The 12,710-nt window shown below is 53.2% G+C and carries 14 protein-coding genes and 2 pseudogenes; 8 read left to right on the top strand and 8 right to left on the bottom strand.

Annotation, left to right across the window (positions count from 1 at the left end):
• Nucleotides 1-33 precede the first annotated feature (33 nt).
• From V5E99_RS19760 to V5E99_RS19775, 4 genes are all read left to right on the top strand, one after another.
• Nucleotides 34-606, top strand: a complete 573-nt coding sequence (locus V5E99_RS19760) for a TetR/AcrR family transcriptional regulator (RefSeq protein ID WP_499803946.1) — start codon at nucleotides 34-36, stop codon at nucleotides 604-606.
• Complete coding sequence (locus V5E99_RS19765) at nucleotides 603-1,580, top strand: DMT family transporter (protein WP_499803947.1); 978 nt, start codon at nucleotides 603-605, stop codon at nucleotides 1,578-1,580. The genes V5E99_RS19760 and V5E99_RS19765 overlap by 4 nt, the downstream gene beginning before the upstream one ends.
• Nucleotides 1,581-1,820: 240 nt before the next feature.
• Nucleotides 1,821-2,177, top strand: a complete 357-nt coding sequence (locus V5E99_RS19770) for a hypothetical protein (RefSeq protein ID WP_499803948.1) — start codon at nucleotides 1,821-1,823, stop codon at nucleotides 2,175-2,177.
• A 120-nt stretch (nucleotides 2,178-2,297) separates the two neighbouring features.
• Nucleotides 2,298-2,528 carry a hypothetical protein gene (locus V5E99_RS19775; protein ID WP_499803949.1) on the top strand — a complete coding sequence of 77 codons (231 nt, stop codon included), beginning with the start codon at nucleotides 2,298-2,300 and terminating at the stop codon, nucleotides 2,526-2,528.
• Nucleotides 2,529-2,627: 99 nt separating this feature from the next.
• Here V5E99_RS19775 and V5E99_RS19780 read toward each other — a convergent pair whose 3' ends face one another.
• Nucleotides 2,628-2,945: a DUF7693 family protein gene (locus tag V5E99_RS19780; RefSeq protein WP_499803950.1), complete on the bottom strand. Its 318-nt coding sequence runs from the start codon at nucleotides 2,943-2,945 to the stop codon at nucleotides 2,628-2,630.
• A gap of 432 nt (nucleotides 2,946-3,377) precedes the next feature.
• Here V5E99_RS19780 and V5E99_RS19785 point away from each other — a divergent pair, with 432 nt between their 5' ends.
• The 3 genes from V5E99_RS19785 to V5E99_RS19795 all read left to right on the top strand — a co-directional run bounded on the left by V5E99_RS19785 (nucleotide 3,378) and on the right by V5E99_RS19795 (nucleotide 5,323).
• Entirely contained in the window at nucleotides 3,378-4,091 is a 714-nt protein-coding gene (locus tag V5E99_RS19785) for a helix-turn-helix transcriptional regulator (RefSeq protein WP_499803951.1), read from the top strand.
• A gap of 44 nt (nucleotides 4,092-4,135) precedes the next feature.
• Nucleotides 4,136-4,444 (top strand): hypothetical protein, encoded by a 309-nt coding sequence (locus V5E99_RS19790; protein ID WP_499803952.1) that lies wholly within the window; start codon nucleotides 4,136-4,138, stop codon nucleotides 4,442-4,444.
• 549 nt (nucleotides 4,445-4,993) lie between these two features.
• Entirely contained in the window at nucleotides 4,994-5,323 is a 330-nt protein-coding gene (locus tag V5E99_RS19795; RefSeq protein ID WP_499803953.1) for a hypothetical protein, read from the top strand.
• A 156-nt stretch (nucleotides 5,324-5,479) separates the two neighbouring features.
• Here the strand turns inward: V5E99_RS19795 and V5E99_RS19800 are convergent, their stop codons facing one another.
• Nucleotides 5,480-5,737 (bottom strand): bacteriocin immunity protein, encoded by a 258-nt coding sequence (locus V5E99_RS19800; protein ID WP_499803954.1) that lies wholly within the window; start codon nucleotides 5,735-5,737, stop codon nucleotides 5,480-5,482.
• 9 nt (nucleotides 5,738-5,746) lie between these two features.
• Nucleotides 5,747-6,079: pseudogene (locus V5E99_RS19805) on the bottom strand (HNH endonuclease signature motif containing protein); the annotation flags it as partial.
• 18 nt (nucleotides 6,080-6,097) lie between these two features.
• On the opposite strand from V5E99_RS19805, the gene tnpB reads away from it, so the two are divergent.
• Nucleotides 6,098-6,256, top strand: a complete 159-nt coding sequence (gene tnpB / locus V5E99_RS19810; RefSeq protein WP_499803959.1) for an IS66 family insertion sequence element accessory protein TnpB — start codon at nucleotides 6,098-6,100, stop codon at nucleotides 6,254-6,256.
• Between the two features lie 111 nt (nucleotides 6,257-6,367).
• Here the strand turns inward: tnpB and V5E99_RS19815 are convergent.
• The 5 genes and pseudogenes from V5E99_RS19815 to V5E99_RS19835 all read right to left on the bottom strand — a co-directional run.
• A pseudogene (locus V5E99_RS19815) lies at nucleotides 6,368-6,707 on the bottom strand (IS66 family transposase); the annotation flags it as partial.
• A complete protein-coding gene (locus tag V5E99_RS19820) occupies nucleotides 6,698-9,349 on the bottom strand; it encodes an EAL domain-containing protein (protein WP_499803955.1) in 2,652 nt (883 codons plus the stop codon). The gene V5E99_RS19820 and the pseudogene V5E99_RS19815, both read right to left, overlap by 10 nt.
• Before the next feature lie 23 nt (nucleotides 9,350-9,372).
• Nucleotides 9,373-10,938 carry a methyl-accepting chemotaxis protein gene (locus tag V5E99_RS19825; RefSeq protein ID WP_499803956.1) on the bottom strand — a complete coding sequence of 522 codons (1,566 nt, stop codon included), beginning with the start codon at nucleotides 10,936-10,938 and terminating at the stop codon, nucleotides 9,373-9,375.
• A 202-nt stretch (nucleotides 10,939-11,140) separates the two neighbouring features.
• A complete protein-coding gene (locus V5E99_RS19830) occupies nucleotides 11,141-11,683 on the bottom strand; it encodes a relaxase/mobilization nuclease domain-containing protein (RefSeq protein WP_499803957.1) in 543 nt (180 codons plus the stop codon).
• Nucleotides 11,680-11,973 carry a plasmid mobilization protein gene (locus V5E99_RS19835; RefSeq protein ID WP_282481607.1) on the bottom strand — a complete coding sequence of 98 codons (294 nt, stop codon included), beginning with the start codon at nucleotides 11,971-11,973 and terminating at the stop codon, nucleotides 11,680-11,682. The genes V5E99_RS19830 and V5E99_RS19835 overlap by 4 nt, the downstream gene beginning before the upstream one ends.
• Between the last annotated feature and the right edge of the window lie 737 nt (nucleotides 11,974-12,710).

Raw genomic sequence — 12,710 nt, forward strand, 5'->3', positions numbered from 1 at the left:
GTCAACTCCGTCCCGATGCCGGAGTGCCTTAAATTGGACAATACCCGTGAGCGCTTGATTGACTCAGCGCTGAAGCTGTTTCTGTCACAAGGTATATACATTACTGGTGTGATGGCCATCGCCGCGATGGCGGGTGTTACCAAGATGACGCTCTACAGCCATTTCCCCTCCAAGGATGCGCTGATAGTGGCTTGCCTTGAGGAACGTGACCGACGCTGGCGTGAAGAGGTAGCGCGCACCTTGGCAGGGCATCCTGACCCGGTCAGTGGCATGCTCGCGTTTTTCGATTTGTATCAACGCTTTCTTTTGCAAGATAGCGGGCGCGGGTGCCTGTTTGTCAACAGCGCGGCTGAATTCCCCCAGTTTAGCCACCCTGTGCATTTGGCAGTGAGCAGGCATAAGCAAGGGATACGCGAAAATCTTACTGCATTGGCCATGAGCGCCGGTATAAGCGACCCTGACGTAGTTGCTGAGGGGCTGTTTATCTTACTGGAGGGCAGTTTTGTCAGCGGCGCCATGGGCCAGGACTTACAGGTATTCGACACTGCCCGCCACGTAGCTCATTGCTGGATCCGGAAGCAGGGCCAGCAGGAGCAGAGCGTATGACCCTAGGCCTATTAGCGGCCATTGCCGCCACTTTTTCCTGGTCGCTGCTCTACATCTTTCCGGGGTTGGTCGGCGATTACAGCCTTTTTGATCTGGCTGTGGTGAGCTATGCCTTTGCCGGTTTAGGTAGCCTGCTAGTGCTGTTTGTTTACCGTAGCGAAGTGCGGCAATTGCGACTGAGCGACTGGGCCTGCGCCGCACTGCTGGGCTTCTTGGGATACATCGGTTACTTCTTTCTGATTACCACTGCGGTCTTGGCAGCTGGGCCGGTGATCCCTCCGGTGATGATGGGGTCAGTACCGATCGTGCTCGCGATTGCCGGCAACATGCGAAGCTCCAGCGTGCCCTGGCGCGCCATTGCCGGGCCACTGTTGCTCGCGGCATTGGGCATAAGTTTGGTCAATCTGAGCGTGTTTGATTTTAGCAGCGCAACGGTGGTGCTCCCGACCGATTCGATACTGCTTGGGCTGCTCGCATCGTTAATGGCAATTGGATTTTGGACTGGTTTTGGATTGTTAAATGAAAGTGCTTTGGCTCAACGCCCAAGCATATCTCCCATGTTGTGGTCAGCCATGCTGATCTTCATGTGCAGCGTCGAAATGCTGGCCTTCATCCCAGTTGGGCTGTACTTGAAACTGTCCCACTTCGCTAGCCATCCGAGCGGGTTAGCAGGTACTCAGGCGCTAATAATCTGTGGGTTAATTCAGGGGTTAGGGGCCACCCTTGCAGGTGCCTGGGCATGGTCAATCGCAACTCGGCGCCTACCTCTGGCTCTAAGCGGACAATTGATCGCCAGCGAAACCATTTATGCAACTACGATGGGCCTGCTCATCAACCAACGCTGGCCCTCTCCTATGGAAGCGCTTGGGACAGGGTTGCTATTCGTAGGGGTGGTGTGGGCAATTCACGCCTTTTATCGCAGGCAAACACGCCTCGAAACGCATGGTGGGATAACTGACCTTAGCCAAAACTAATGCGAATGTGCCGGTATCGGCATTTCAGGTGTCCGCTTTGGATTGATTTGGCATCATTGCCCTAAGTGCTGGGGTCGGGAAGGTGTGTTGGGCGGACGGTTACCTTGCGATTCCAGCATCGCACGTAGCGCGTCTTTGTCGGGCCGAGTCGTTCGGGTCTTTCTCGGTAAATTCCACCTCACCCGAGAACGCCACCATGGCATGGATTTTTAGCCCTTATCGACGAACAGCGCTAACAAAGTGAAGGTAACCGTAAAGCCATTTGGCACCATCAGTTATCTAGGTGTTCACAACCAAAAATTCATGGGAAAAAGAGCCTGGTCAGAAGAGGTTGAAAAAGGAGTGAGTGGCCCTATAGAAGATGCATTTCTTAAGGAGGTGAGTCGGGTAGAAGCCGGGGAGAACGTTGAAAACCACGGTGCAATTTCTGGCTACCATCTACTCTGGGTGCTGAGGTACTACTACGCGCTGAACCCGCTGGATGAAACCGAAGTTTTCAAGGTGGCCACGAAGAAAAGCCTCACCGCTTCAGCGGAAGAGGTACAAAAATACAATCAGATATCAACTGATCAAGCGCTACATTTTACGATTGGTTAGATTGAATCGCCTCTGGTTCGTAGGCTCACCTGAATGCCTCTTGATTGCTGATTATCGTCAGTCACGAAGGGTAAGGACGCCTATACTCCGCTGGCAAAGTAATCGGAATCGGTGGATTTGATGAACAAGGATAGAAATAGCAGGGAAGACCAGAGCCTGGGCGACAAGATGAAGGCAGGCGAGCCGCTGATGGAGCGCGCGGTGCAGGCGTTACGCCGGTACCACGAAGCGAAAGAGACGCAGCCTGCGGAGAAAGTGGAGAATCTGCGCCTCGAAGCGGAAGCGCTGTTCGCTGCTGTTCACGAGTATCAGCGCCAAGCCCTCGGCGGGCCTTCACCTCGGTTGCATTGAGCGAAACCTACGATAGCTAATCTCATCTCAAGCCGAACGGTGTGAGGGCGGTTTACAACGAAGAATGCATCAAGCATGTGCTAGCGCGCCGACGATGAGTCAGAGCGCATTTAGCAGGCGCTCAAGCTGCTCACGTTTCCAGCCACTCAATAGGTCGACAGGATCAGTGCCGTAGCGCTGCCAGGTTTCAAAGGTTCCGACTCGACCGTCAGGTGCCCTGCAATCCTCGCAATAATCCAAGGTGTCGCAGTCATTGAAAAGCGTGAGCTGCCAGCCATCGATCTCAACTGGCATGAGTCCGTGATAGATCTCACTCCATGACTGATTGCAGGCTCTCGTCATGGTGCGGGTGCCAAGCGCTACGTCTTTCAGCACCTGGTAGACCTCGCGGGCGGGGAGAGGGGAGGTTGTGTTCAAAGTTTTCCTACCTGCTGGGCTTCATAGGGCTGACTCAGCGAATGCATCAAGTGTAATCTTCATGGGCTGCATCGTAAGGGCTGCCGAACTGCCTACGCTTAGGGTGATGGAGTCCATCTATTGAGATGCCTCCTTCTGTCGGGCAAACTCCGGTTGCTTCATTGGCCGATAACAGGAGTTTACGGATGCCATTTCCACTGACGGAACATAATGCCTTGTTGGCCCTAAAGGGTGTAGGGCCAGCCGTTATCGCTCGCCTTGAGCAGATGGGCATTGACTCGCTAGCTGTGCTCAGCAAAGCGAATGCTTGTGACATCCTGGCTCAGGCATCGGCAGCAGTGGGATCGACTTGCTGGAAGAATAGCCCCCAAGCTCGGGCCGCCATTAACGCGGCAATTGAGCTTGCGAAGGACTCTCAGTTGAGCAAGCCTAGTGCGTAAAGCTGATCGCTTATTTCAATTAGTAAATCTGATTCGTGTCCATCAGCCAATCTCTGCTGAACGACTGGCTAGCCGAATCGGAGTTTCCGTTCGCTCAATCTATCGATACATCGACGACCTTTCCTTCAGTGGAATCCCAATTTATGGTACCGCTGGCGTGGGATATGCCTTGGATGCCAATTTTGAGATGCCGCCTTTAACGTTGAACAGGCTCGAACTGGATGCATTGATGCTCGGGATGGAAATGCTTTCAGCTTCCGCCGATAACGATCTAAGTGCTGCTGCAAGGATGTTGTTGAGCAAAATCTCAGCGTCCATAGTCCATCACAAGGTTAACCCCAGTTCGGCAAAAATCAGGGCGCTTGGAACAACACCTTCCTCGACGCGTGGCCATCTGGCAACCATTCGAAATGCCATCGAAAACACTCAGGCGCTGAAGATAACTTATACCAGCTTGGACGGTGTGCTTTCGCAACGCCTCATTTTCCCCCTTGGCCTTTTCTACTGGGGAGGAAAGTGGACGGTTGGAAGCTGGTGTAGTGCCAGGGCGGCTTACCGCGATTTTCGGGTCGATCGCATAGCCTCCATCGTTATTGTCCAACAACCATCACCCGACAATCCTGCCCTCGATCTCCAAGCGTATATGAAGCACCAGGCAAGCCAGTGGAAAGCGATCACCACTACTGACACTACGCTGTCAGTATGAGCCACTGATAATTGGGACTCCCTAACACACAGAAGGTCATCCCTATGCAGCGCTCATCTCATGTACTTGAATTAGCCATTTTCACGGTCAAACAGGAATGCGTTGCGCAAGTGCCTGTGCTCCGCGCAGGGCTTCGTGAAACGTTAAAGACCTTTCCTGGTTTGATCGAGTACCGCGCCTACTGCCCTATGAGCGACGACCGAATTTTCGCGGACTTAGCAATGTGGGACAGTCTTGAGAACGCACAAAAAGTGGCAAAGGCGTTCAACGATGGAGATCCGAGATTCTCTGAGTATATGTACGCTATTGAAAACCTGACGTTCATGAGCCATCTCGCTCCAGAGATGAGTTGACCTCGACGGACTGCCAGAGCAGGCAGGCGTCATCGATGCTTTTGCTGTCAGGCATCGGTGACGTCACTTCCAGCGTAAGTGTCCTTAGATCGGCTATTGCTATGTCGCTGCAAGCTGTAAGCGTCCGCCAATCACACCTTGCGTGACTAGATTGCCGCCATTAGGCGGTGGGGCCAATAAACGATGGGGGCGCGTGGCGTCGCATGAAGGTATTCCACGCAGCGTAGGCATTGACGTGTCGATGAGCCGCACGCGTCCATCGGTGCCCACTTGTCTTGCGTGCTGAAACCAACATCCTCATGTCGGTGATCGCGGCATCAAGTTCAACCAAGAGACGGTGAGAGCTGAATCTGAAATCATCCGTATCAAGCATTTTCGTCCCGCCATGACTGGGCTGATCCGAAATTACGAATCGTTGCCCCAGTCAAAGGGTCTAGAGAATGGTCATTTGGTTTCGATCCCTTAGGTCGATGACCGGTATTAAGGCTTGTAATGTCGGCTTTACGTGTTGAAGATCCCGCCTCTTATTTTAGTGACGAGAAGTTCAACATGAGCACAGCCCTCATTGAGGACGAGATGCGCGAGGCGCTATTCGGCTCCTCAAACCACCCCGATCCCCAACCGCCTTCGAAAACATCTGAGCCCGTAGCTCTCGCAAAGCCGCAGCCGAACCCAAAGCCCCATGCCGTCTCTAAAACACTCTCACCGAAGCTCAGGGTGATACTGCACGTCACCAAGGACTTTGAAGGCGAAGTAGAAGTGTTTATTTATGATGCGAACACCTTGAGTACGCTTGTCGCGGAACTCGAGGCGAAGAATGAGGCCAAAAAGAAGAAGTTCAGGTATTTCGACGTTGTGTCCGTCAAACCTATCCCTTAGCCAATTCTTTGTGAGCAATGGTCGCAGCTGGATCAACAGCGGCCCAGGAGATTCCTGAGCGCTTATCTGAAGTCAACTTTGGCTACCTGAGGCGATTGAGTTCAGGTACAGCGGTGTGGTTGGCCTCATGGGGATCCATCCAGAATCTGGACGTGCTCACTCTCCCTTGAAGCCCGGCAAGCCCTGAGCTGCACGCCATTCTTTCACTACTTGTGTAACGTCCTCTGCTGATCCGCTTGGGCCATCTTCGGGGTAGTAGATAAGGTCGGTGCCGTCTGGATGGCCGGTTATCTCACAGAATTGCTCTAGAAGAACATCAAGCACGTCGTCAGTTTCCGCCTTGTTGGCAACCAGCAGTTCTTGCATGAAACTGATGAATTCATCTTCTGTGAAGTCGGTGATATCGTTTTTCATTGCTCTGTGTCATCCATTTCTGTGAATGTCGATGTGGTGCTTTGGGGTGACGACGTTCAAGTTATCAACATCATAGACTTTCCCACCCTTGGCAACTTCATCAGCATGGTGTAGTTCAAATGATCCGCGTTTTCCTGCTCGGTCTCTGTATCGTGCCTTCGGTGCCTTGCCTTCTTGCATGCGGTCAACGTTGTTATCCGTAAATTGCTCTGCAAGCTTGGAGCTATTGGCTACCGCTTTCCAGAGTGCCCGCCTGAAACTGTCGAAACTGCCGAAGCTTTTGCCTCGTAGCTGGTTGGCAATCTCCGTTGGTATCGGTGCTCCTAGCCCTGCATTAGCGCCAGCAAGCCAGGTGTAGGGATCTGGCTTGCAGCGCGACGACTAAACCAAGGCAAGTTTCACTGGCCCGGCATCCGTAGCGGATCCGAACTTGAACTTGATAACGAGCAACTTCAAGCCTTGGTGCTGGGTTTACCTTGGCAGCGGGTCGGCGCGGGCGGCTCAAACACAGTGCTTTAGCACCGGCTATTAGCCTATCGGTTTATCGCCGCTGACGGCCTGCTCTGGCACAATCAGCGGCATGACTTTCTCGCCCAATCTCGACCAGATGACACCGGAACAGCTGCGCGCCTTGCCCACCCACTGCGCCAAGGTCGAACGAGCGATGGGCAGTCCGGCTCGGCCGAAGATTTTCTCTTGGCGATACAGCGGCAGATGGTCGGCGAACTTGGCCACCATGACGTGGGCCAGCAGGCCCGCCGTCGGTATGCCTTTGTCGATGACGTGCGCCGGTACCGGCGCCTGGATCAGTGTTTCACACTGCTCGCAGGCCCACTTTCCACGGATATGGCGTTCGACGGTGAACACGCCGGGTGTAGTCGAGCTTTTCGCTCGCATCTTCGCCGATGCGCTTGAGGGCGCAGCCGCACTGGCAGTGGCTGTTGTCCGGCTCGTGATGGATCAGCGTGCGATAGGGCCTTCACTCTCGACTTTCGCAGTATTCGTCGGTAGTAGGCGCTCGAACTCGCTCAGCGGCATAGGCCGACCAAACAGGTAGCCTTGGAAGCTCCGGCAGCCGAGCTCCAGCAGAGCGATGTATTGCTCATGACTCTCCACCCCTTCGGCAATCACCTCAAGTTGCAGGCTGCTGGCCAGTGTGCAGATCGCCCGGACGATTGCCAAATTGTTTGCATCAGTTGGCAGCTCGCGAACAAAGGACTGGTCGATCTTCAATTGATCTAGCGATAATCGCTGCAAGTAGGCCAGCGACGAGTAACCAGTGCCAAAGTCGTCGATTGAGAAGCGAATGCCATGGGCCTTGAGTTCACTTATGCGAGCAATGGCACCTGGCAAGTCGTCAAGCAGCAGCGTCTCGGTAAGCTCCAGTTTCAGTCTGTGCGGGTCTGCGCCACTTTGCTTCAAAAGCTGGAGCACTCGCTCGACAAAATTTGTTTGATAGAGGAGCCGTGCACTTAGGTTGACGGACAAACTGAGCGATGCCGTGGCCGACTGGCGGCGCCACAAGGCTAGCTGACGACAAGCCTTCTGCAGCATTTGTAAATCCAGTGTCTCAATCAAGCCGGCGTGCTCAGCCACCTCAACAAAGGTAGCTGGACTAAGCAGACCTCGCTGCGGGTGTTGCCAGCGTGCCAATACTTCAGCGCCAACCACACGACCTGTGTCATCTAGCTGCGGCTGCAGGTAGGGGATGAACTCTTCAGACTGCAGCCCCCGACGGATATCCTGTTCCAGGTTCAGGCGCTCGCTAACAGCCTCCTGCATGCGCGGATCGAAGAACCGCACCGTATGCTTGCCCGCAGCTTTGGCCTCGTACATCGACAGGTCAGCGCGTTGCATGAGTTCATCTATTGAACAAGACCTGTCGTTAAACAGTGTCACGCCGATACTCGCACTGCTGCGCAGTTCCAGCCCGTCAATCTGGTACGGCACGGCCAGTGTAGCTAACAGTAATGTGGTGACGTGCTCGACCTGCATGGCAGCCTGTTCGGGTTGCTTGTTGAGATGCTCAAGCAGCACCACGAACTCATCGCCGCCGAGGCGTGCCACGGTGTCGCTTACCCGTACTGCGCCGTTGAGCCGGGCAGCGGCCAGGCACAAGACCTTGTCGCCTATATGATGCCCATGCAGATCGTTGATGTTCTTAAAGCCGTCGAGGTCGAGAAACATCAGCGCGGCACACTCACCGCTGCGCACGCAACTATCCAACGCGTGCTGCAAGCGATCGAGCAGAAGGCTCCGATTGGGTAGTTCTGTCAGCCCATCAAAAAAGGCAAGGTGCTGGATACGCTCCTCGGCCGCCTTGCGCTCGGAGGTATCGTCAATTGATGCGACATAATTGATGACCTGCCCCTGGGTATTTCGCACCGCGCTGATCGACAGCCATTCGGGGAATATATCTCCGTTTTTGCGCCGATTCCAGATTTCGCCTTGCCAGCGATCTACCGCCTTGAGCTGTTGCCACATACCCTGATAAAACGCCAGGCTCTGACGTCCAGAGCTGAGCAGGCTGGTTCGCTGCCCAATAGCTTCCTCGCGACTGTAGCCGGTGATAGTGCTGAAGGCCTGATTGACCCGCAGAATACGGTTGAACTCGTCGGTGATAATCATGCCCTGCTGTGTTTCGAAAGCGGCGGCTGCGATGCGCAATTCATGTTCGTCATCGACCCGCTGGGTTATATCGCGGGCGAGTACCACCACTGCCTGCTTGCCATTGAGTTGAATATCCAGGTGCTGGGCATGGCCCTCAAGCACCTTTATGCCGTCTGCACTCTGCCGAGTGTATTCGATGAGCTGTGGACTATCGCTGGCCAGGGTCTGCCGTATAAACGCCATAAAACGCTCGGCTTCGCTTTGCGGCAATACATCGTGCACGCTTTGGCCAATACGTGCGGTCAGGACATCAGTATGCGTCTCTTTCTTGGAAGGAGTCACCTCTAGATAGAGACCGTCTTCATCCAGTACCAATAGGGTGTCAGGGATTGCCTCGGTGATTGCACGTAGGCGCGACTCTCTAAGCTGCAGGGCGAGCTCTGTTCGTTTGCGCTGCTCGATCTCTTTGAGCATCAAACCAAGTACAACCGTCGCAATTGGCATTACCAGCAGCAAGGGAATAGCCGTCTGCTCTAGGCTGGATGCCGCTTGTGCTGCAGGCAACAACAGCATATCCAAAGCCTGCATTAATAGGCCTAAGCACCAAAGCTGCCAGGGGCCGATGCTGAACATGCCGCGCAAGCAAAAATGCCGGTAAGACAGGCCCAACAGTATGGATAGGCCGATCTCAGCCAGACCATACGCCATACCGCTGCCGCCCATCCATATCCGGTAAATGCCCGCTATTAGGCCCGCGACGCCGGCTACCAGCGGCCCACTAAATAGCGCGGCCATGCTTAGAACTACGCTGCGGCCATCGAAGAATATCCCGGGCTCTGGCGAGACCGGGTTTAGCATGCCAATCACGCAAGTAGCGCCGAATAGCAGGCCTGACACCAACTGTATGGCTGTGCTGTGCTCGTCCCAGCGGCGCGTGATGAACGCATGCAGCCAGCACAATGCCAAAAGCAATGCCGCTCCATTAATAAGGTTGATAATCAAGGTGAGCCCCCCCTTAGGGCCGGCTACCTGTTGAACCGTTCAACCAGGGCGCGTAAACCACGAGATGTAGTCTCAAGCTCACTGCCACGAGCTACTGCTGCGCTAGCATTTTTAGCTGTTTTATCAACCGTCCCTGCAACGTTATTGATCTGTCGAGCAATGTCTTCAGCGACATGAGCCTGCTCTTCTGAAGCTGCTGCCATTTGCTCATTCATGCCACTGATACGTTCAACAGCCTCGCGAATGCCTTGAAGGGCCCTCTGCGCCTCTATAACTTGCTGTACGCCGTGATCTGCCTCGCGGATACCGAGCCTGGCAATGCTTACAGCCTCATCAGCACCCTTTTTAAGGGTTTCAATGATGTTTTGAATTTGTTGGGTAGACACACGGGTTTTGCTAGCCAGGGCGCGTACTTCATCTGCGACCACAGCAAAACCACGGCCCTGCTCACCAGCCCTGGCCGCTTCAATTGCAGCATTGAGGGCCAGCAGGTTGGTTTGATCAGCAATAGATTGAATCACTCCGGCAGCGGTCATAATTTGCTGTGTTTCATTGGCGAGGTTGTCCACTGCAGTGCTGATATTTGTTACCGTAACGGCCAGAAGCTGAATCGCCTCTCTAGAAGTGCCGGCGACTTTGTCACCTTGCTCTGCCAGTTCATTCGCTGTTTGCGCCTCAGTGGCGGTTTGTTGAACATGCCCCGCAACCTCACTGATTGAAGCAGCCATTTCAGTCATCGCGGCTGCCGTCATGTCCGTTTCGGCCCGCTGCTCAAGCAAGGCATGTTCAGTTTGGTTGGCGAGTAAAGAGGAATGTGCTGCTGCCTCAGCCACTTGGCTTGCTAGATCGCTCAGCCGAGTCAGAGCGGTTTTAAGGCGCGCATCCTCACTAATCAGTACCATTTCCAGCTGCGCCGAAGGGCCGTATATGTCGCTGTAAGTCAGAGCGCTAATCGGATCACTAAAAGCGTTAGGAGCGCTTTTAATGATTCGATTGAGTTGATTTCCCTCTCGCGTATATGACCACAATCCAATGGCTAGAAAGAGCATGGCGATTATTGTTTGGGCCAGCAGATTCGGCAGCGTGTTAACCACACCGATAGCTATCAGCGCCGCAATTGCGGGCAAGGTCAGCCTGCCCATAAAAGCGGCACAGTGGCGCCTTTTCGGAACGGCTTTTTTGCCAGCACGCAACCGCTCATACAGTGTTTGTGCACGCTCAATTTGCTCGCGAGTCGGCTTGACCCTGACGGACTCGTAGCCTATCAGGCGGCCATCTTCGAGAATGGGAGTGACATACGCATTGACCCAGTAATAGTCGCCATTCTTACAACGATTTTTTACGATTCCCATCCAGCTTTTACCAGCCTTCAGGTAGCTCCACATTATCCCGAAAACAGCAGGAGGCATGTCGGGATGGCGAACCAAATTGTGTGGACTACCGACCAACTCTTTACGGGAATAGCCGCTTATTTTTGTGAACTCATCATTGCAGTAGGTGATTTTACCGCTGGCATCAGTAGCTGAGATCAAGCGCTGCTGAGCGGAAAATATTTGCTCAACAGTCGTAATCGTTTGAGTCGCGCGCAAGGTCAATTCCCACAAAAAAAGTATGCAATATGACCATTATGCCATCATCAATGCTATTGCCTCAACTTTTACATGGTTAATGACAGCTGTTGAGTTGAAAGGGAATGCTATTGCATTTCATATTGGGATTTTCCTCCAAGAGAGGGTCGCGGTAGGGATGGCAGTTACCTGCCACCCCCCGCACAGATCCATACGTGCGGAACTACCGTATACGGCTCCTGCCTCGGGTATGTGACGCGAAGCGATCCTCAGGGTAAGGATGTGCATTCTTGGGACTTGGGATATAGAGGTCCTTAACCATCGGGAATCCCTCGTCGAGAGAAATCCTGTTCGCAACGATATGGACGTGCTCGTGATCCTTGTCCCTGTGCATCACAGCAATGTATTTCGTATTTTCGTTGAAGCTGAGGTCATCTAAGTATTTGCGGACTGCCATGCGCCACTGTGGGCCTGTGAGTGACTCACCGGGACGAAGAGAGAGCATGGCGTGAAAGACCGGCTTTATCGCCTTCTCGGAGTCCAGAGACATGCGCCGAAGGATCTCCACCTGGTCAAATTCACGAACCATCTCAAGTACATCATCCTCTCTGCCTGCCAGGAGCGCCGGTAGTGGGTCGTTAGAAATGCAGTTTGAATCTATCGTGACGATCTGGCTGATCTCGTGGTCGTGCTTTGTGCAGCCGAAGATGTACCGAATTCTGCCTTTGAACGAACCTGCTGACTTTGGGAAGATTTTTCCGATCATACAAGGCCACCCACATTGATCCTTGCGATGTGTTTAACCTTCTCAAGGAGCTGAGAGCCAGGCTTCTCCGCGTTGATCATTGAGGCCAAGCTCATCAATTCACGTGCGATATGAACCACGTCTGAGACGACCTTTGGCTTGACGCTATTGTTCGCCACGAAGTCCCTAATGAAGGCTCCTGCGGCCTTGTAGCCAGCCTCGGACATCTTGCTCTCAAGTGACTCCATCTCGGACTTACTCAGCCTTATAGTGATCCTGGTGTCCTTGTTTTGCTTCTCAATAGTTTTCATCTTGTCTCATCTTTTATTGTTGTTTTAGGAGAACCTTTAATACGCAACACCCGAAGGGGTGTGAGTAGCCGATTAATTGTCTGACATAGACACAACTGGCTATAAACAAGCTCTAAGATCATTATGCATATGGAGCTTTGGGTGGTTCTAGTTATTTATTAGTTATTTCTAAATTATTCTGTTGTATATCTAATGTTTCGCAAAGTGTGAATGCGAAATCGCAGTGCTAGAGTGCGAAGAGGTCTACTTTGGCAGTGGGGGAGTGTAATTTCGCAATAGGGGAGTGCGGATTCGCAGTATGTGAGTGCGAACTAATTTTGTTTCGCACTGGGCGATTGCGAGTTCGCATTAATGGTCAGTGACGGTCGCAACATACAGCCATAGATTTTAATCAAGGAAGCCAGTGATCGCGTGGTCGGTCGCTAATGCCGGTCGGTAGTGCCATGCCTGGACAGATCTTGGCGCCCGGTCGAGTCCAATCAGTCTGTCCAATAGTTAGCGTGAAAGGTACGCAAAGGGTACGAAGTGGTGAACAGAATTCGTACACGATATTCGTTTTGAACAATGAATACGGCTTATTAGATCCAATCCATCATCGGCGCAACGCTAAACCGCCGAGACAGCGCAGAGCTTGTGTTTACTGGGGCTGTAGCAAGATTCTGTATCATTTTGCTCTACGTGTTTTAGGGGGGAATCTTGGTAGTAAGGCGTACCGCTTTCGAGAGGCGACTACTTAG

This window comes from Janthinobacterium sp. LPB2021202312-11-4 (assembly GCF_037049705.1).
Classification (GTDB): Bacteria; Pseudomonadota; Gammaproteobacteria; order Pseudomonadales; family Pseudomonadaceae; genus Aquipseudomonas.

Bases quoted from the DNA above. Each gene is read 5' to 3' on its own strand.
- V5E99_RS19765 (WP_499803947.1), top strand. From the start codon at position 603: ATGACCCTAGGCCTATTAGCGGCCATTGCCGCCACTTTTTCCTGGTCG.
- V5E99_RS19775 (WP_499803949.1), top strand. From the start codon at position 2,298: ATGAACAAGGATAGAAATAGCAGGGAAGACCAGAGCCTGGGCGACAAG.
- V5E99_RS19790 (WP_499803952.1), top strand. From the start codon at position 4,136: ATGCAGCGCTCATCTCATGTACTTGAATTAGCCATTTTCACGGTCAAA.
- V5E99_RS19795 (WP_499803953.1), top strand. From the start codon at position 4,994: ATGAGCACAGCCCTCATTGAGGACGAGATGCGCGAGGCGCTATTCGGC.
- V5E99_RS19800 (WP_499803954.1), bottom strand. From the start codon at position 5,737: ATGAAAAACGATATCACCGACTTCACAGAAGATGAATTCATCAGTTTC.
- V5E99_RS19830 (WP_499803957.1), bottom strand. From the start codon at position 11,683: ATGATCGGAAAAATCTTCCCAAAGTCAGCAGGTTCGTTCAAAGGCAGA.
- V5E99_RS19835 (WP_282481607.1), bottom strand. From the start codon at position 11,973: ATGAAAACTATTGAGAAGCAAAACAAGGACACCAGGATCACTATAAGG.